The sequence below is a fragment of the Mesorhizobium sp. B2-2-3 genome, from assembly GCF_006442405.1.
Classification (GTDB): domain Bacteria; phylum Pseudomonadota; class Alphaproteobacteria; order Rhizobiales; family Rhizobiaceae; genus Mesorhizobium.
Genome location: NZ_VFWC01000008.1, coordinates 311647 through 329584 on the forward strand (window position 1 = coordinate 311647; position 17938 = coordinate 329584).

At 62.5% G+C, this 17938-nt stretch carries 18 protein-coding genes; 6 read left to right on the forward strand and 12 right to left on the reverse strand.

Going from position 1 to position 17938, the window contains the following annotated elements; genetic code table 11:
• Positions 1 to 15: 15 nt before the first annotated feature.
• Positions 16 to 1998: a glycoside hydrolase family 127 protein gene (locus FJ951_RS17470; protein ID WP_140516260.1), complete on the forward strand. Its 1983-nt coding sequence runs from the start codon at positions 16 to 18 to the stop codon at positions 1996 to 1998.
• A gap of 73 nt (positions 1999 to 2071) precedes the next feature.
• Here the strand turns inward: FJ951_RS17470 and FJ951_RS17475 are convergent, their stop codons facing one another.
• From FJ951_RS17475 to FJ951_RS17505, 7 genes are all read right to left on the reverse strand, one after another.
• Positions 2072 to 2470, reverse strand: a complete 399-nt coding sequence (locus FJ951_RS17475) for a DUF1801 domain-containing protein (RefSeq protein ID WP_140516262.1) — start codon at positions 2468 to 2470, stop codon at positions 2072 to 2074.
• 97 nt (positions 2471 to 2567) lie between these two features.
• Entirely contained in the window at positions 2568 to 3023 is a 456-nt protein-coding gene (locus FJ951_RS17480) for a DUF1801 domain-containing protein (RefSeq protein WP_140516263.1), read from the reverse strand.
• Between the two features lie 11 nt (positions 3024 to 3034).
• Positions 3035 to 3259, reverse strand: a complete 225-nt coding sequence (locus FJ951_RS17485) for a hypothetical protein (RefSeq protein WP_140516265.1) — start codon at positions 3257 to 3259, stop codon at positions 3035 to 3037.
• Between the two features lie 34 nt (positions 3260 to 3293).
• The gene (locus FJ951_RS17490) at positions 3294 to 3686 is read right to left on the reverse strand and encodes a VOC family protein (RefSeq protein WP_140516267.1); all 393 of its coding nucleotides are present in this window, start codon (positions 3684 to 3686) and stop codon (positions 3294 to 3296) included.
• A 73-nt stretch (positions 3687 to 3759) separates the two neighbouring features.
• Positions 3760 to 4191, reverse strand: coding sequence for an SRPBCC domain-containing protein (locus tag FJ951_RS17495; protein WP_140516269.1), 432 nt, complete (start codon positions 4189 to 4191; stop codon positions 3760 to 3762).
• On the reverse strand, positions 4188 to 4511 hold the full coding sequence (locus FJ951_RS17500; protein WP_140516271.1) for a metalloregulator ArsR/SmtB family transcription factor: 324 nt from the start codon (positions 4509 to 4511) through the stop codon (positions 4188 to 4190). Before FJ951_RS17500 ends, FJ951_RS17495 begins: the two co-directional genes overlap by 4 nt.
• Before the next feature lie 130 nt (positions 4512 to 4641).
• Positions 4642 to 5373, reverse strand: coding sequence for a gamma-glutamylcyclotransferase (locus FJ951_RS17505; protein WP_140516273.1), 732 nt, complete (start codon positions 5371 to 5373; stop codon positions 4642 to 4644).
• A 228-nt stretch (positions 5374 to 5601) separates the two neighbouring features.
• Here FJ951_RS17505 and FJ951_RS17510 point away from each other — a divergent pair, with 228 nt between their 5' ends.
• The 3 genes from FJ951_RS17510 (at position 5602) to FJ951_RS17520 (ending at position 10404) form a co-directional block, all read left to right on the forward strand.
• Positions 5602 to 6294, forward strand: a complete 693-nt coding sequence (locus FJ951_RS17510; RefSeq protein ID WP_140499219.1) for a DUF2270 domain-containing protein — start codon at positions 5602 to 5604, stop codon at positions 6292 to 6294.
• 162 nt (positions 6295 to 6456) lie between these two features.
• The gene (locus FJ951_RS17515) at positions 6457 to 7731 is read left to right on the forward strand and encodes a DUF763 domain-containing protein (RefSeq protein ID WP_140516275.1); all 1275 of its coding nucleotides are present in this window, start codon (positions 6457 to 6459) and stop codon (positions 7729 to 7731) included.
• Between the two features lie 465 nt (positions 7732 to 8196).
• Entirely contained in the window at positions 8197 to 10404 is a 2208-nt protein-coding gene (locus FJ951_RS17520) for a cation:proton antiporter (RefSeq protein WP_246671747.1), read from the forward strand.
• Between the two features lie 9 nt (positions 10405 to 10413).
• Here the strand turns inward: FJ951_RS17520 and FJ951_RS28485 are convergent, their stop codons facing one another.
• Positions 10414 to 10557 (reverse strand): hypothetical protein, encoded by a 144-nt coding sequence (locus FJ951_RS28485; protein ID WP_181167671.1) that lies wholly within the window; start codon positions 10555 to 10557, stop codon positions 10414 to 10416.
• A 201-nt stretch (positions 10558 to 10758) separates the two neighbouring features.
• The gene (locus FJ951_RS17525) at positions 10759 to 11592 is read right to left on the reverse strand and encodes a methyltransferase domain-containing protein (protein WP_246671745.1); all 834 of its coding nucleotides are present in this window, start codon (positions 11590 to 11592) and stop codon (positions 10759 to 10761) included.
• 393 nt (positions 11593 to 11985) lie between these two features.
• Here FJ951_RS17525 and FJ951_RS17530 point away from each other — a divergent pair, with 393 nt between their 5' ends.
• Entirely contained in the window at positions 11986 to 12465 is a 480-nt protein-coding gene (locus tag FJ951_RS17530) for a DOPA 4,5-dioxygenase family protein (protein ID WP_140516279.1), read from the forward strand.
• A gap of 226 nt (positions 12466 to 12691) precedes the next feature.
• Positions 12692 to 13978, forward strand: a complete 1287-nt coding sequence (locus FJ951_RS17535) for a hypothetical protein (protein WP_140516281.1) — start codon at positions 12692 to 12694, stop codon at positions 13976 to 13978.
• On the opposite strand, the gene FJ951_RS17540 is transcribed toward FJ951_RS17535, so the two are convergent.
• The 3 genes from FJ951_RS17540 to FJ951_RS17550 are packed head-to-tail and all read right to left on the reverse strand — an operon-like array spanning position 13971 to position 17696.
• Positions 13971 to 15041: a hypothetical protein gene (locus FJ951_RS17540; protein ID WP_140516283.1), complete on the reverse strand. Its 1071-nt coding sequence runs from the start codon at positions 15039 to 15041 to the stop codon at positions 13971 to 13973. The genes FJ951_RS17535 and FJ951_RS17540 overlap by 8 nt on opposite strands.
• Positions 15028 to 15672: a hypothetical protein gene (locus FJ951_RS17545; RefSeq protein WP_140516285.1), complete on the reverse strand. Its 645-nt coding sequence runs from the start codon at positions 15670 to 15672 to the stop codon at positions 15028 to 15030. The genes FJ951_RS17540 and FJ951_RS17545 overlap by 14 nt, the downstream gene beginning before the upstream one ends.
• Positions 15669 to 17696, reverse strand: coding sequence for an AAA family ATPase (locus FJ951_RS17550; RefSeq protein ID WP_181172250.1), 2028 nt, complete (start codon positions 17694 to 17696; stop codon positions 15669 to 15671). Before FJ951_RS17550 ends, FJ951_RS17545 begins: the two co-directional genes overlap by 4 nt.
• Positions 17697 to 17938: the final 242 nt, after the last annotated feature.

Consider the following 17938-nt stretch of genomic DNA (forward strand, 5'->3'; position numbering starts at 1 on the left):
GAATGGAGTAAGTTCATGACCGCATCGTCTTCCGCCAGGCCTGCCAGCGCCTCCAGGCCCAAACTCGCCTTCCGGCCGCTACCGGTGCCCCAGGTCGACGTGCACGGCTTCTGGGGCGACCGTGCCGACGCCGTCGCCGCGCGCACCGCCGATATCCTCTACGACCGCTGCGTCGAGGCGGGCATGCTGGAGCAGATCGATCCGGACCGGCCCTCGCCCGGCGTCGTCATCCCGTTCCATTCCCCTTCGCCCGACGAGGCGGCCTCCCCCGGCTTCACCGGCTCGACGGTGACGACGCAGATGTTCTGGGACTCCGACTGGGGCAAGACGATCGAGACGGCGGCCTATTCGCTCTACCGCGCCAAGAACCCGGAGCTGGAGAAGAAGATCGACGCCGTCATCGACCTCTACGAAAAGCTGCAGCAGCCGGACGGCTATCTCTCAAGCTGGTACCAGCGCATCCAGCCCGGCCTGCGCTGGACCAATCTGCGCGATTGCCACGAGCTCTATTGCGCCGGCCACCTGATCGAGGGCGCCGTCGCCTATTACCAGGCGACCGGCAAGCGCAAGCTGCTCGACGTCATGTGCCGCTATGCCGACCATATCGCCTCGGTGCTCGGGCCCGAGCCGGGCAAGAAGAAAGGCTATTGCGGCCATGAGGAGATCGAGCTGGCGCTAGTGAAGCTCGCGCGGGTGACTGGCGAGAACAGATACATGGAGCTGGCGAAATACTTCATCGACCAGCGCGGCCAGCAACCGCATTATTTCGACGAGGAGGCGCGCGCCCGCGGCACCGATCCCAAGGCCTATCATTTCAAGACCTATGAATACAGCCAGTCGCACATTCCGGTGCGCGAGCAGGACAAGGTCGTCGGTCATGCGGTCAGGGCGATGTATCTCTATTCCGGCATGGCCGACATCGCCACCGAATATGGCGACGACAGCTTGCGGGTGGCGCTCGACCGGCTGTGGGACGATCTCACCAGCAAGAACCTCTACATCACCGGCGGGCTCGGGCCGTCGGCGCACAATGAGGGCTTTACCAGCGATTTCGACCTGCCCAATGAGAGCGCCTACGCCGAGACCTGTGCCGCCGTCGGCCTGGTGTTCTGGGCCAGCCGCATGCTCGGCATGGGGCCGAACGCCCGCTACGCCGATATCATGGAGCGGGCGCTCTACAACGGCTCGATCTCGGGCCTGTCGCTCGACGGCTCGCTGTTCTTCTACGAAAACCCGCTGGAAAGCCGGGGCCGGCACAACAGATGGAAATGGCACCGCTGCCCGTGCTGCCCGCCCAATATCGGGCGCATGGTGGCCTCCATCGGCAGCTATTTCTACAGCCTGGCGGACGACGCGCTTGCCGTCCATCTCTATGGCGATTCCACCGCTCGTTTCGACATAGCGGGCGTGCCGGTGGCACTGACGCAGGCGAGCCGCTACCCCTGGGACGGCGCGGTCGCCATCACCATCGAGCCGCAGGCGCCGGTCGCGTTCACCCTGCATCTGCGCGTGCCGGCATGGAGCGCCGGCGCGGCGCTCAAGGTCAATGGCGAGACGGTGAAGCTCGAGGACGTCACCAGCGATGGCTACGCGGCGATCCGGCGCACATGGAAGAAGGGCGATAGCGTCCGCCTCGATCTCGAAATGCCGATCGAACGGCTCTACGCCAACCCGCAGGTGCGCCAGGACGCCGGCCGCGTCGCGCTGTCGCGCGGCCCGCTGATCTACTGCGTCGAGGCGACCGACAATGACGGCAGCCTGCACCGCATCGCATTGCCGCGCACCGCAAGCATCGAGGCGCATGACGAGCCGGACCTGCTGGGCGGCGTGGTGGCGCTTTCGACCACAGCGCTGGCCGACACCGATGAGGGCTGGCAAAACGGGCTTTACCGCACCGACCCGCCCGCTGCCAGACAGACGCGGCTGACCGCCATCCCCTATTTCGCCTGGGACAACCGCGAGCCCGGCGAGATGCTGGTGTGGCTGAGGGACGGATGAGGCCAGAAGGGCGCGAAGGAGCGCGACAGGTTTCGTTCTGCCCGCCGCGTCTTCGGTGCCAGTCACACGGAGCCTATCGCCGGGCCTTTGACTTGTTCAGAGCGGCGGCGGCGTGGATAAGCGCCTTGAACGCTTCCTCGTCGACCTCCTCGCCCTCTTGGAAATCGATGGCGCGCCTGGTGTTTCCTTCCAGGCTGGAGTTGAACAGGCGCGACGGATCGGGCAGCGCCGCACCCTTGGCGAAGGTCAGCTTGACGACGTTCTTGTAGGTCTCGCCGGTGCAGATCATTCCGGCATGCTCCCACACCGGGACCCCGCGCCATTTCCACTCCTCGACGATCTCGGGGTCGGCCTGCCGGATCAGGCCGCGCAGCCGGCTCAGCATCTCGCCCCGCCAGTCGCCGAGTTCCTCGATCCTGCCGTCTATGAGCTGCGAAGGAGACCTGCCTTCTGGCGACCCGCTCTTCGTCATGTCCGTTCTCCTTCAGGCTTGGGGGCGGTCACCGCCCCGTCCGCCCGATCATAGGCGCTCTGTCGCGGGCGGCAAATCCGGGCCCGGCGTACAAATCTCACATTCGTTCGCCGGGCAATCGGCTCGCCTGTTTCACCCACTCGGTGAACTGGGCCTCGTCGAACTGGTCGTCCTCATGAATGTCAAGGTAACGCGTGTCCTTGCTTTTGGACTGGCCAGGCGGCACCGGGTCCAGCGACATGCCGCGGAAGAAGGCTACCTTTATGTATTTCGTGAAGCAATGAAAGCTGAGGAACCAGCCCTCGCCTTCCACGCCATAGAAGGGCGAGTTCCATTTGACGGCCTTGCGCACATCAGGCACGGCACGCTCGATGAGCGCGTCGAGGCCGCCGCCGGCCTCGCTCTTCCAGCCCGGCATGGCCGCGATATAGGCCTGGACGGGCGCGTTGCCTTCGCCCTTGGCGATCTGCGGATTGCCGCCAGAAAGCAGGACCGGACCGGCGGTTGCAGGCCTGGCGGCGCCTTTGGCTGATTGCCCCTGCCTCTTCGCCATCCATCCCGTCCTTACTGGCTCGCGCGCTGCCGCCCGTCAAGCCGCTTGGCGGCGTATGGCAGCACGAACATGTAGAGGCCGCTGAACAGCAGCAGGAACAGCGGCAGCAGCGGCGAATAGACCACCCAGGCGGGCGGCTGCCCCAAGCCCATGGCGACGAAGTTGGCGAGGACGGTCCCCGTGAAAATGATCGACAGCCAGCGATGCGTTTGCCGGACCCATTTGTTCCAATCCATGCTATCTCCTCCTGGAAAATGAACGAAACGCCGCTTACCAGCGCGCCAGCTGCGTGATCTGGATGAGGTTGCCGCAGCTGTCGTTGAGCTGCGCTATGGTCGAGCCGGTCACTTCGGTCGGCGCCATGGCGAAGGCCGCGCCCCGCGCCTTGATGCGCTCGTGATCGGCCTTGATGTCGTCGGTGAAGAGCATCAGCGCCGGCTGGCCCTGCTTGAACAAGGCCTGCTGGTAGGCCTTGGCCGCGGGGTTGTCGTTCAGCGCAAGCTGCAGCTCGGTTCCCTCAGGCTCGTCCGGCGAAGCCACGGTCAGCCAGCGAAACGGCCCGTTGCTGAAATCGGCCTTCTTGGTGAAGCCCAGCACGTCGGTGTAGAAGGCAAGCGCCTTCTCCTGGTCGTCCACATAGACGCGGGTCAATTTGATCTTCATCGCATGTCCTCCATAGGTTTTGTTGCGGCGGCCGCCTTCGAACAGCCTTGCCATGAACCCCGGCCGGCGGACTTCAGTCCGTCCGTGCCAGGAGCTCTTCCAGCTTCTCCAGGAATTTCGGCCATCCCATCTTGGCGCCGCCATAGGCCCGCCTCTGCTCGGGCCGGAAACCGGACTGCTCCATGCGCAGATGGGTCCCGGCAGGCGTCGGGGTGAGCGTGAAGGTCACCACGCTCCTGAGATCGAAGGCCGGGTCCTGGTGCGCGAGGTTCCAGGTGTAGGACAGCGTCTTGTGCGGCTCGACGGCAAGCACCTCGCAATCCAGCACGCCGCCCCAGGCGGTGCTGAGGTTGAAGCGATGGCCCACGACCGGATTTAAATCGTTCTTCATCAGCCACTCCTCAATCAGATGCGGTTGCGTCAGTGCGCGCCAGAGTTTTTCCGGCGGATGCGAAATCTGCCGCTCGACGACGACAGTGCGGGTCTCGGCGGCACTGTCGTTCACTGGTCCATCCTTTTGAGCAGATCCTCGAGATCGTCGAACCGGCTTTCCCAGAACCCGGCCATCTCACGCGTCCAGTCCATCAGCGGCGCCAGCGCGCCGAGCTGCGCGCTGTAATGCGTCTGGCGGCCTTCATGGCGGTCGCGCACCAGCCCGGCCTGCTTCAGCACGCTCAGATGCTTCGACACGGCCGGCTGCGAGACCCCCGACTGGATCGTCAGCGCTCCCACCGTCTGCTCTCCCTGGCGGCACAGCCGTTCGAAGATGGCGCGCCGTGTCGGGTCGGCGAGCGTCCTGAAGAGCGCATCATGAGCATCCGGCATTTAATCGATAACCCGTTGGCTATTGATTAACGTATAACTGTCGGGATATGTATTCGTCAAGCGGAAGATTTGGAGGGGCGGGAAAGCGTCCGGAAACTTTCGGGTCGCGCTGCGCTGGGAACGCCGATCGCTAAACCGTGGCGTGGACGCGGTTGATCTCCTCGGCCACCAATGCCTGCAACTGCCAAAGGTTGCGATCGCGAATGCCGCAGGCGTCGAGGTGGCGGATGGTCTCGAACAGATATTGCGCGCCCGAGCCCCAATGGCCGGCGGCCCGGGCCAGCGTCGCCGCGATCGCCCGTTTGTCCAGCCTGCCGACATAGCGCGCATTGGCGGGATCGACGACGAAGCCGAGCGCGCGGCACATGCCGCCCTCGGTCCTGACCCGCAGCCAGCGCGGCACGTTGACGGCGGGCAGGATGGTCATCTCGCGGCGCAGCAGCGCCTCGAGATTGTCGGCAACCGGCTCCGCGATCTCGAACACCATGCCCTGGCATTGGCCACCACGGTCGAGCGCCATCATCAGGCCGGGCTGCTCGATCGTGCCGCGAAACCGCTGCACGGTGAAGCAGAAGGAGCGGTGCCAGCCGGTCGCCACCGCGCGCTCACCTCCCCTTACCTCGCCCGCCGGCTTCCACAGCAGCGAGCCATAGGCGAACAGTTTCAGCGGCCCGGCCGGCGCATCGGCCAGGATTTCGTCGCTGAAACGCGCATAGTCGGCATCGGTCATGTAGACCATGCCCGGCGTCGGCCCGGCATCCTCGACCGCGCGCAAGGTGCGGGCGACCAGCGCCTCCGTCAGCGCCATCGCCGCGGTTCGCGACGTGGACTGTGAACGTGCGGCGGATATCGGACTGTTCATCTTCGTACTCCAGCCTTGCCGCCATGTTGCCCAAGGCAAAGGGATTCTCAAGAGCCAGGGCCACTCGGACGCTGACTCAGAAGCTGAGCGGACCTGCCCAAGCGTTTGAAAAGCCTCGGCGCACCGCCGTCGCGACAGAAGTGGCCGAAAGTCCGCCTGGGTCGGCGCCATCCGCCGCCGGCGGAACGAGATCGCGTTCGACGCGTTTCATTGGGTTGGGAGGGAACTATGAACGATGCGCCGGCAACGCCCATCGGCAGGACGCTTTCGCCCAGCGAAATGGTCACCGTGATGTCGCATTTCCATCGCGCCGAGATTGCGCGCATGGCGGGATGGCGCGACCGTATCGACAGGACCAGCAATTGGGCGATCACCGTCGTGGCCGCGATGCTGTCGGTGTCGCTGTCGACGGCCAGTGCCCACCACGGCGTGCTGTTGTTCGCCATGCTGCTGGTGCTGCTGTTGCTGTGGATCGAGGCGCGGCGCTACCGCTTCTTCGATGTCTACCGCGCCCGCGTGCGCCAGTTCGAGCGCCACTATTTCGCGCAGATATTCTCGCCGCAGCCGGACTTCGCCTCGGACTGGCTGCTGATCGTTGGCGAAAGCCTGCGCACGCCGAAATTCCTGGTCTCGCAGCGGGTGGCGCTGGCGCGCCGTTTGCGCCGCAACTACATCCATATGATGCTGATCCTGCTGCTCGCCTGGATCCTCAAACTGTCGACGCCGAGCCTGCTCGATCGGGCCGCGCCGGTGGGTTTCGTCGGCACATTGCGCGAGGCCGTCAGCGCCGCCGCCCTGGGTCCCGTGCCCGGCCTGGTCATCGTCACGCTGGTCGCCATCCTCTTTGCCGGCCTGCTGGCCGTCGCCTTACTGACGCCCGACGACAACGGCGAACTCTCCTTCGGAGACGTGCATGTCTAGTCCGCGATGGACAAAAACGCTTTGCGAACAACCGGGTGAGGCGCCATCCTGAATCAAACCGCGAATGAGCGCCTGCGTGCCGGCTTGGAAAATAGCCGCATGGATGCCATCTAGAGGGACAGATCCGGTCCTCGGGCGGCCGGCCACGGAGCATCGAAACAAGTGACGCAGCGAAGCGGCAGCGCCGACCTGCCGCTGCATGGCGGACGGGTCCCGAAATGGCTGGGCGACCGCATGACGCGGCTCGGCGCGGTGCTGTGCCAGGCGATCGTCCACCATTATGGCCGCGACGAGCTGCTGCGCCGGCTGGCGCATCCCTTCTGGTTCCAGTCCTTCGGTGCGGTGATGGGCATGGACTGGCATTCGTCCGGCATCACCACCAGCGTCATCGGCGCGCTGAAGCGCGGGCTGACGCCGCTGTCGGGCGAGCTCGGCATCCATGTCTGCGGCGGCCGCGGCGCCCATTCGCGCAAGACGCCGCATGAGCTGGAGATGATCGGCGAACGCATCGGCTTCGACGGCGCGGCCCTTGCCACCGCCAGCCGCCTGGTCGCCAAGGTCGACAGCGCGGCCGTTCAGGACGGTTTCGACCTCTATCTGCATGGTTTCATCGTCACCGACGACAGCCGCTGGGTGGTCGTCCAGCAAGGCATGAACGGCGACAGAAGGCAGGCGCGCCGTTACCACTGGCTGTCGGAAGGGTTGAAGAGTTTCGTCGACCAGCCGCACGCGGCCATCGAGGGCGAGCGGCAGGGCGAGATCGTCAACCTCACCGACCATCGCGCCGAGGCCTCGCGCAGCGGCCAGCTCGATCTTCTGCGCCAGCTCGGTCCCGACCGGATCGTGCACGAATTCGCCGCCATCGAACCTGCGGCGACTGAAGCAAAGCGCGACAGTGCACAACCAATGCTGCCCAATCTGGTCATGCCGGCGCACCATGACGTGCGCGAAAGCGACATCGTCATGCGCCGGCTGCACGGCAACATCTCCGCCGCCATCGAGAGCGGCCCGACGGACTTTCCCGAATTGCTGCTGGTTCCGGGCGTCGGCGCCCGCACCGTGCGGGCGCTGGCGATGGTGGCGGAGGTGGTGCATGGCGCCCCGTGCCGCTTTTCCGACCCGGCGCGCTTCTCGCTGGCGCATGGCGGCAAGGACCGGCACCCCTTTCCGGTGCCGCTGAAGGTCTATGACGAGACCATCGCCGTCATGAAGTCGGCGGTCGCCAAGGCCAAGCTCGGCCGCGAGGAGGAGCTTGCCGCCTTGCAGCGGCTCGACGGCCAGGCGCGGCGACTGGAGCGCTACGTCACCGGCCCGAGCCTGAAGGAGATCGTCGCCGGCGAGTTCGACCAGTCGCATCTGCTCGGCGGCCGCAGCGTCTTCGGCCCGGAGCCGCCGCCTGAGGGTGCTTTGCCGGAGCGCGCCAAGAAGTCGGGCTAGATCGCCGATCGCGGCCAGCGACGATTGGCGAAGCAATCCGCGGGCGGCGTCCAGCCGGTATGGGCCTTTCTCCCCGTCACTATACGGGGAGAAATGTCCGGCAGGACAATGAGGGGCGGCGCCAAGCTTTCGGCAAATAGCATCTGGATCCTGTATTTCTCCCATGTCGGCGCTGCCCCTCATCCGCCTGCCGGCACCTTCTCCCCGTATAGAGACGGGGAGAAGAGGGCTGTCTTTTACGTCGGCACTTACCCCAACAGATTGGCCCGAACAGATTGGCCCGACCTGCCGCAACCTTGCGCGGCATTGCACGTTTATGCGCAGCGGACTTGATCCGCGTTGAGGAGTTGGATGACTAGGCACTGGCCGCAAACGAGATTTCTTCCTGCCATTCTCATCCCTTCCGCCGTCCTTGCCTTAGCAGGCCCGGCCTGGGCCGCCCAGGCAAGCAGCCACGCCGCGGGCATGGGCGGCTCGGCGGAGGGCGTTTTCGTCGCCGAGATCATGCTTCTGCTTCTGGTCGGTCGTGGCCTCGGCGAAATCTTCCAGCGCTACGGCCAGCCGGCGATCATGGGCCAGCTGATCGGCGGCATCCTGCTGGGGCCTTCGCTGTTCGGCTGGCTCTGGCCCGGCGCGCAGCAGCTGATCTTCTCGAGCGACCCCGCGCAGAAGAGCATGATCGAGGCGGTCTCCCAGCTCGGCGTCCTGCTGCTCCTGCTGCTCACCGGCATGGAGACGGACCTGCGCCTGGTGCGCCGGGTGGGCGCGGCGTGTTTTTCGATCTCGGTCACCGGCGTCGTCGTGCCCTTTGCCTGCGGTTTCGCGCTGGCGCAGTTCCTGCCCGACACGCTGCTGCCCGACCCCGGCGAGCGCATCGTCGCCGGGCTTTTCCTTGGCACGGCCCTGTCGATCTCCTCGGTCAAGATCGTCGCCATGGTGGTGCGCGAGATGAACTTCATGCGCCGCAATCTCGGCCAGGTCATCATCTCCTCGGCCATCATCGAGGATACGATCGGCTGGCTGATCATCGCCGTCACCTTCGGCATCGCCACCAATGGCAGCCTCCAAATCGTGCCGCTGGTGGTAACGGTGGCCGAAGTGGCGCTGTTCATGGTGTTCTCCTTCACCATCGGGCGCCGGCTGGTGTTCACGCTGATCCGCTGGTGCAACGACTCCTTCCGCAGCGAATACGCCGTCATATCGGTCATCCTGATCATCATGGGCGTTATGGCCCTGATCACCAACCTGATCGGCGTCCACACCGTGCTCGGCGCCTTCGTCGCCGGCATACTGGTCGGCGAATCCCCGATCCTGTCCAGCCACATCGAGAGCCAGCTGCGCGGCGTCATCACCGCGCTCTTCATGCCGATCTTCTTCGGCATGGCCGGGCTTTCGGCCGACCTCACCGTACTCGCCGACCCGACGCTGGCGCTGCTGACGCTGGCGCTGGTGCTCATCGCCAGCATCGGCAAGTTCGGCGGCGCCTTCATCGGCGGCCGCTTCGCCGGCATGACGCTGAAGGAGGCGACCGCCGTCGGCAGCGCCATGAACGCGCGCGGCTCGACCGAGGTCATCGTCGCCTCGATCGGCCTGTCGATGAACATCCTGTCCCACAATCTGTTCACCATGATCGTGACCATGGCTGTCATCACCACGCTCGCCATGCCGCCCATGCTGCGCTGGGCGCTCGGCCGGCTGCCCGTCGAAGACGCCGAGAAGCAGCGCGTCGACCGCGAGCTGCTCGACGAGCGCGGCTTCGTCTCCAAGCTGGAGCGGCTGCTGCTGCTGGTCGACGACAGCCCGGTCGGCAAGTTCACCGCCTATCTCGCCGGCCTGGTCGGCGGCGGCAGCGGCATGCCGACCACGCTTCTCCACCTCAAGGACGGCAGGCTTGCCGGCCCGGCCCGCGACAAGGGCCCGGAGCGCGCCCTGAAGGAGGTCAAGAAGGGTGCCGCCAGGAGCGCCAGGGCGGTTCGCAAGGCCGAGGACACGCCGGTCGAGAAGGTGCATCTGACCGCCCGCAGCGAACGCGAGGCGACCGCACGGACGATCGCCGAGGAGGCGCGCAAGGGCTACGGCCTGCTGCTGGTCGGGCTCGAGGCCATGCTGACCGAGAAGGGATCTTTCACCGAGGCGCTCAACGACATGACCAGCGGCTTCGACGGTCCGCTCTGCCTGGTGCTGAACGGTGCCGGCGCCGGGGGCAAGATGCCGGTGCTGCGCGCCGGAACCACCATCCTCGTTCCCGTCAACGGCACGGAAGTGTCGCGCCGCGCAGCCGATTTCGCCCTGGCGCTGGCAAGGCCGCACCGGGCGCGGGTCAAGGTGCTCTATGTCTCGCAGGCGCGCAAAGGCGCCCGGCAAGGCACCGTTTCGCACCGCCGCGAGGAGGCGGTGCTCAAGGACGTCGTCGACCTCGCCGACCGCTACGGCGTCGCCGTCGACACCGCCATCCGCGCCCGCGCCACCCCCGACAAGGCGATCGCCAGGGAAGTGGCCAAGGGGGCGGCGATGGTGGTGATGGGCGTCACGCAGCGGCCGGGCGAGGAACTGTTCTTTGGCGACACCGCCATGGCGGTGCTGGCCGCCGTCCCCTGCCCGGTCGTGCTCGTGGCAAGCGACCGCATCCGCGCCGAAGCAAGGCCCGAAGCCACAGCCGAAACCGGCGCTTGATGGCTGTGTCTAAAGGCCGAAGAACTGCCTGCCGATCACATAGCCCAGCGCCACAACGGCCAGTGGGAACAAGGCCGGCGCGACCTTGCCGAGCACCGAGCCTTGCTGCTCCTTTGGCGGCACGTAGCGTGCATTGCCGAGATTCTTGGTCATTGCGTACCCCCGCGCGAACCAGTTCATTAGCAGATGCTTATTAACAGCACGGCCGAATTAACGGTTCGCGAAGAAATTCGCTCGAAAGCCGGCCATTTGAGCGGAGAGCTGGCGAATGCGGCTTGGCTCAGTCTCGTTCTCGGAACCGGGTTTGCCTGGGGCCTTGCGCAGCGCCGCGGCTTCGGCCGTCGCGGCGGAGCGCTATGTCTGGCAAACCGCCATGACGAAGAACTCGCGGTAGCAGAAGTCCGGATCGTCGAGCAGGCGATCCGGCCGCTGCTTCAGGTCCTGCCAGTAGGCCTGGTCGGCATCAGGCAGGGCATAGCTCGGCGCGACGCTTGCAAAATAGGCCAGCAGGTCGCGAACATAGTCGCGCGTGAAGCGAGGCGCGGGCGCCCAGCGCTCGACCAGCCAGCCCTTGCGGCTGACGACCTCCAGGCCCGCCTGGCGCAGGCGCGCCGGAAGCGTCGAACCGCAATCGGTGCCGAGCACGCTCCGGTCGCGAAACCCCTGCAGCCTGGCCGCCATGAAGCGCGCCAGCAGCGCCCGGTCCATCGGCAGGATCTGCAGGATGGTCGAATCGAAGTCCTTGACCGCGAAGATGCCGCCCGGCTTCAAAACGCGCCTGGCCTCGCCGACGGCAAGCTCGAACTCGGCCGGCGTCAGATACTGCATGACATTGCCGGACCAGACACAATCGAACGATGCGTCCGCGAACGGCAGCGACAGGATGCTGCCGACATGCGTGGCGATTTCCGGTGCCTCGGACAGCGTGCCCGCGAGCGCCTCGACCCGGGCGATGTTTTCGGGCGCGAGGTCAAGCGCGGCGATGAAGCCGGAGGGGCCGACGGCGCTCGCGATGAGCGGCAGGAAGCCGCCGCTGCCGCAACCGGCATCGAGCACGCGCCAGCCCGGGCGGATGCCGGCATCGAGCAAGGCCGCCTCATATTCGGGGCGCGACGATTCGAAATGAAGGTCGAGCCAACCGGCCTCGCTCGCCTCGTGGCCGGTCGACGTTTGGTTCCTGGCAGACAAATGATTACCCCCCGATGGCGCGCCACGGATAGAAGCGCACCGAGCGGCATCACGCAATGCCCACGAAGCTAAGTGGGACCAACGCTGGTGATTGCTCTCTTCATTTGAACGTTGGATGGACAGGACGCGTCGCGCGTCGGCCACAACGACGTTGATCCCAAAACAGGCATCTGAATGCGGCGTCGCGTTGTAGGCGCTACAAGCGATCCGCAGTCTGGTCCGGCAACTCGCACGGCCTGAGCATTCACCGCCATACGGCGGACCCGTGGCCAAGGGGTCGAGCCGGGCCATGTCATCGCCTGCTGGAAACGCCCTGGCCGATCACCGCTACAGACAACAACTCCGTGCTTCGGCTAGAGTTTCGCTGGACACCAGGCGGAGGGGAGCATCGGGATGGGCAAAGCCAGTTCAACACCGGCCGGACAGCCCAGGCCGCTCGCCGAGATCGCCAGCTATCACGCCCACATCTACTATGACGGAGAGGCGCAGCGGCGCCACGCCGAATGGCTGCGCCTGCGCATCGGCGAGCGCTTCCGCGTGCGCCTGGGCAACTGGCGCGACGAGCCGGTCGGCCCGCATCAGCAGGCCATGTACCAAATCTCCTTCGCCATCGAAATTTTCGCCACGCTGGTGCCCTGGCTGATGCTGAACCACAACGGTCTGAGCATCCTCATCCACCCCAACACGACCAACCCCAAACGCGACCATCTGGTCGACCCGATCTGGATCGGGCGGCCGCTGGCGGTGCACGGGGAGGTTCTGGGCGAGGAGGATGAGGCGGAAGATGCGCTGGAGGTGAAGATTAATATCAGCCTTTGGGCCGGTAGCCGACTGTCAGGTCTCGGAGAGTGGCCGGTCGTTAGCGGACGTTAGGTATTCGAGCGTGCCAATTGCCACGAAGGGCCATAAGCTGCACGTTTCCTGCTTTGAGCGTTCAACGATTAGCAGCAGTGTTGGTATTTCAAAGTTGATCTGACGAACAACTGCTGTCCAGCGACGCGGTCAGCGAAGGCTCATTCACCCTCTGGCCTCGACGCACTTTAATGTTTACGAAGTGTCGATACCCTCGGCGTGGGAAAAATTGGGCAGAGGCTGATCGTTGAACTCGCATTTCACTACGTTCCAGAGCTGGACAAATGGCCGGCTTGTGAAGGTAATAGGGACCAATCATGGCTCCTCAAACTTACCCTTTCAAGGTTGGCGCACATTCAAAGAGGCATTTGCGCCCGAACTGATCGAAATGGCAGTAAGCGAGACCTCAGCTGCTAGGGGTGAACCCGTTCGCCACTTGGTCGACCCCTTCGGAGGATCTGGAACGAGCGCGCTCGCCGCACAGTTTCTCGGCGTCATGCCGACCACGATCGAAGTAAATCCCTACCTTTCTGATCTTATTGAAACGAAGATTGCTCGGTACGACCTTGATGCCGTCTCGCATGCATTCGGACAAATCTGCTCCGACGTCGCAGAGGCCAAGCCAGTCCAAACTCCGTTACCCGGTATGCCCGACACGTTTGTTGAGCCGGGCAGAGCAGGACGCTACATCTTCAGCCGGGAAGTCGCCCAAAGGCTGCATGCATATGTGGCGGCCATTTCGAACCTCGAGAACTCGGAAGCCCAACGCCTATTTAAGGTTCTGCTCGCTGGCATATTGCTTCAGGTTAGCAATGTGGTGGTCAGCGGCAAGGGCCGGCGGTACCGGCGCGGGGGCGTGAATAAGAGCGCAAGTGCGGCGTCAGTTGATGGCCTTTTCTCGGAGAAAGTCGTCTCCGCTCTTTTTGATCTCAAGCGGTTTGAAAATAGAATGCAACGGGATTATCGTGTACTACGGGGCGATGCTCGCGTGCGCCTTGGCGAGTGTGCCGAAGCTCAACTGGCAGTGTTTTCCCCCCCTTACCCAAATTCGTTTGACTACACCGACGTGTACAATCTCGAGCTCTGGGTGCTCGGATACTTGACAACGCCCGAAGCGAACAGATCATTGCGAGAATCCACTATACGAAGCCATGTCCAAATCAAGCGAGACATGACCTCGAGCGTCAGCAATACCACTCTTGCCGACATTGTGGCCCGACTCACGTCCAACAGAAAACAACTTTGGAACCGAGATATTCCAGAAATGGTCTCGGCGTACTTTGACGACATGGTCGCAATCATGACCGCGCTCCACAACCTGCTCGCAACCTCTGGCCGAATTTACATGGTGGTGGGTGACAGCCGATACGCGGGGATCGACATTCCAGTTGCTCAAATTCTTTGTGAACTGGGTCCGACCATCGGTCTTGACGTGCTCTATTCTAATCCGTTCCGTTCGATGCGCGCATCTCCGCAACAAGGCGGTCGGCCGGAGCTTCCGGAAACGCTGATCGCTCTGAAAAAGTCTAGTTAGCTGCCATTTCGGCCTGCGCGTGTTCGACCACGCCGTACATAGGCAGCATGATCGTTTCCATCTGCTCATCATAGAAGCGATCCGCAGCCTTCTGAACGAAGGCCGAAGCGAGAAGGTCGGTTTTAATCTTACGCAGGTCAAAGACCGCAAGAGCACCAAGCTTCGCCTTCTTGACCCTTCGATATGCTTTCGCCTGCCCCATACCCTTTACCAGGGAGTAGAGATTGGTTGAAGGTGAGATGGGTAATTCCGTGGAGCCGAAACTCCTGAGTACCTTAACCTCAACGACGGCAGGGTGTCTCGCGTTTGGCTGAGCGGTGGGATCGGTAAACAGGATGTCGATCCGCCCAACGTTTACTGCCTGTTCGCGTTGAATGAGGATCGGTCGGAAGTAACCGCGCATTTCAGCTGCCAAGCACCACTGAAGAACTCTCTCTGTCTCGGGTCCCGGAACGTAACCGTTGGGCTTCTGCCATACTTGAGGTGGGCAGATGTCAGGGATCAACAGGCCCTCTTGCCGAACGAGTTCCATGACCTCACGAAGATCGTTCAGCGTTACCTGCCTCGACGCTTTGGGCAATGAAAGTCGAAGCGTCTTCTCTTCTGAACCCACTCCTGTCGCTGAACAGCCAAGAACTCGCTTCTCGGGGTAAAAGGTCACTGCGGGATGATGGCCATCGCCTCCGGAAATGAGCGCATTTACCGCGCCGGCCACTGAGCCTTCTGGAATCGGCACAGCCCAGCCGTTTGAGCCGTGCTGCGCTGCAAAGACTAGCTTCCCAGACCATTGCTGCGGCGATTGGAGATCCAGGTCTTGCAATTTTGTAGGCTGCCCATACTTGCCGGCGGTGACGCGAGGCGTCTCCGCCAGCACAAACAGCGCCGGAGCCCAAACCTCCTCTACGTCGATTTCCAAGGATCTCAGCAGGGTATTTCGAACGTTCTCAAAGAACTCTGATTGCTTGTCCGGGGCATCTGCGGATCGCATTAGACCCTGTGCTGCCCCCGCTCGAAAAGCTACGTCTTCGAGTAGGCCGTCCACGAAACTCTTATCCAGCGGCATGAACTTTCTGCCCCAGATAATGCGCGTACATGTAGAGGCGTTGCGACGGAGATAGCTCCACTTCCGGGAAGACCTCACGAAAGGCTTCAGTAGCCAACGTAGTTCGCAAACTCCTAGGATCGTTAAAGTAAATCACATCCCCTCTTTCCACTTTGGGGTCATGATAGGTAGCGTCTTCGGTCGCCGCCCCGGATATGTCCTCATCACGAAGCGACGCGAGAGCCTGCGCCAATTCGTCCAAATAGCTCTGCGTTAGTAGGGCATCGGGGTCCGTTGCGAGGGCTGTACGAAGCCCATTACAATGGGCCGAGTGAAAGTTGAGCGCATACCTGGCATAAAACGCAAGCGACTGATCAGGTAATCGTCGATAGCTCAGGTTCGTGACTTCAACTAATCCCATAGCTACCAAGGCGTCCAACTCTCGTTGGAGATCTGGGTAGAAAGGGGAGCGTCCTGTCTTCAGTATTCGGTTATCAAAGGGCGCTAGCCCCCAAACTTGGCTAAGTACATCCGAGAGATAGGCAAAGGAATGCAACTTGTCAGTGCCGATTGGGGCAAGTGCAGCCCGCTCCGACGCCTCTAGCAACTGAAGAAGTCGAATGCGGTGCTTGGCTACTGTCGTGTCGTTCACGCGCCTAATCCCCTGACACCCTTGTCTAAGAATGTGTGATATTCGCCCTCAAAATGGCGAACGGCGGCATTTGGGGCAGCGATTTTCAGTAGGTTGAGCACTCGGCTCCACCGCTCTTCGATCTCATGATCGTCGTCCGTTTGGTCGCCGAGCAGTGACGGCAACATCACCGAACTGGTGAGATTAGACGTGACAACGATCTTGCGCCCTTGACTGGCAAATTGTCGAAGCATAGTGCCCGCCTTCCGCATAAAGATCGCATCCAAGCTGGCTTCGGGCGTTTCGATTACGAGCGTCGCAGATTGTCGTTCAGAGGCGGCTTCGATCAGCGCCATCCGGAAGGCGAGGTCTACAAATTCTCTTTGGCTCTCGGAGACATCATCTGGCCGTTCTCGAAACTGGGGCGTTTCAAATGCCGCGGCAGACATCTCGAACTTGAGAGATGGATACATGAACCTCGCGCCACTCTGACTCGGGCGATCCTCGACGAGCCTGAAGCTCAAGGCGCAGGTTTCCTCAAGAAAGGCGGTCGCCAGTACCTGAAACTTTGGTGAGACGGCTACTGCGGCCTGCCTGAACTGTTCCTCGGTCTGCGTCAGCAGTATTTGGTATCTTCGCTCCGCTTCTGCGCGTTCCTGCTCTTGATCGTGCTGATAACTCCTCGCACCCTCTAAGTTCTTTTTCTTGTCGGCGATCTGTTGTGGATCAGGTGGCAGCCTTGTCCGGAGCGTTGCATTTTCGAGCCGCCGCTGATCAATGCTTTTAGCAAGGGCATCTAGTTCACCGTTCACCGCGATGAGGTCCGCGCGCGCATTGGCTTCCGCAATCTCGGACGCTTCTCGTTCGACTTTGGCTGTGTCGAGTGCTGCACGTGCCTTATCAAGTTTCTTTTGCTCGATTTGGTGTACTGGAACCACTTGGTCGGATTGTTGAGGGCGGGCTTGCCTATCTGGCGGTGCCCCACATATCGCGCAGGTTCCAACATGAATGGCATGTTCGAGCCGTGCGATCTCTGCTTTGGCATCCGCTCCGCACGCAAGGCAATCGCCATTTGCAAACAGGTGCGTGAGGACGTATTGCGCAGTTTCGTCCAGTTTGGGGAAGAGGCGACCGAGCGCCGAATATCGCAGCTCTTCCAACTCTCGGCGCGCGTCGTCTTCCCGCAACTTAGACCGCTCAACCTGCCGGGCAAGCTTGGCCACACTGGATCGCCTTTCGAAGGCAGTTTCCTCCAGCTCCTTCTGGCGGAGCAACTCTGCATCTAGAAGCGCTTGGGCAGCAGCTAATTGGGCCGTGACGCCCACATTGTTTGTGAGTAGGCTTTCTAGCTGCCTGACTTCGTTCTCAAGTCGACTGGCAAACGTCGAGGCATTTCGCGCTGCGCTGTCGGCACTACCGATTTCTGCTTCTAACTTCACCCACGCGGCTGAAGTCTCTGGTGAAGTGAAGAGGATACGAAAGAACTGCCTCTGGGCTTGATCATCCCACAGAATGTCACGGCGTTCTTCATTGAAGAACGTCAGAAATTTAACAGCCGTCAGGAAATCGATAAAGCTTCCCAACCCCGCGGACGCCACGACTGAAACCTTGTACCGATCTTCATTCGCGTCGCCGACGGCGATAGCTGTTCCATTCTTGGAGGCGGCTAGCAGACGGCAGTCTGCCAGCGAACGGGTAACTGAGTAGGCGTCGTCCCCGATTTCAAATTCTAGGCGCGCGGTGGCATCTTTTGCTTTATCGGCCACCCGGCGTGAGAAGTAATCTCTTCGGGCCGGCCATGGAATTTCTTTTACCCGTGCCGTCGAACCAAACCTTGCCGCGTTTTCAATCTTCGGAAGATCAAAGGGCCCGACAACAAGACGAAACAAGATGTTGATGAGGGTAGTTTTGCCGAGACCATTGACGCCGGCAAACACCGAGATGCCCGATTTGAAGGAAAAGCTAATGCCGTTTGTCCCGTCGCTTCCAGGGAAGAGCCGGTAGTTTCTGACCTCAAGCGTGCTGAACGATGGAAAATCTACCAATGCTGTGCGAGCCCCCGATGCTATCGTAGCGCTTAGATCAAAAATCGCAACGGGTGAATGTCTCGGTATTGCCAGCCACGGCTGATCCGCTTCCCACCTCAAAAGTAGTCTGCATGAACGTTCCGCGTAACAGCCGCTACTAGCAGTTCGCTGAGACGGTCTGAACGGCCGAAATGAGGCGCGAAGCGGCCATTCTATACACCATACGTCCTGGCAGCCTCCCCCCTCACCCCCCACCCAAC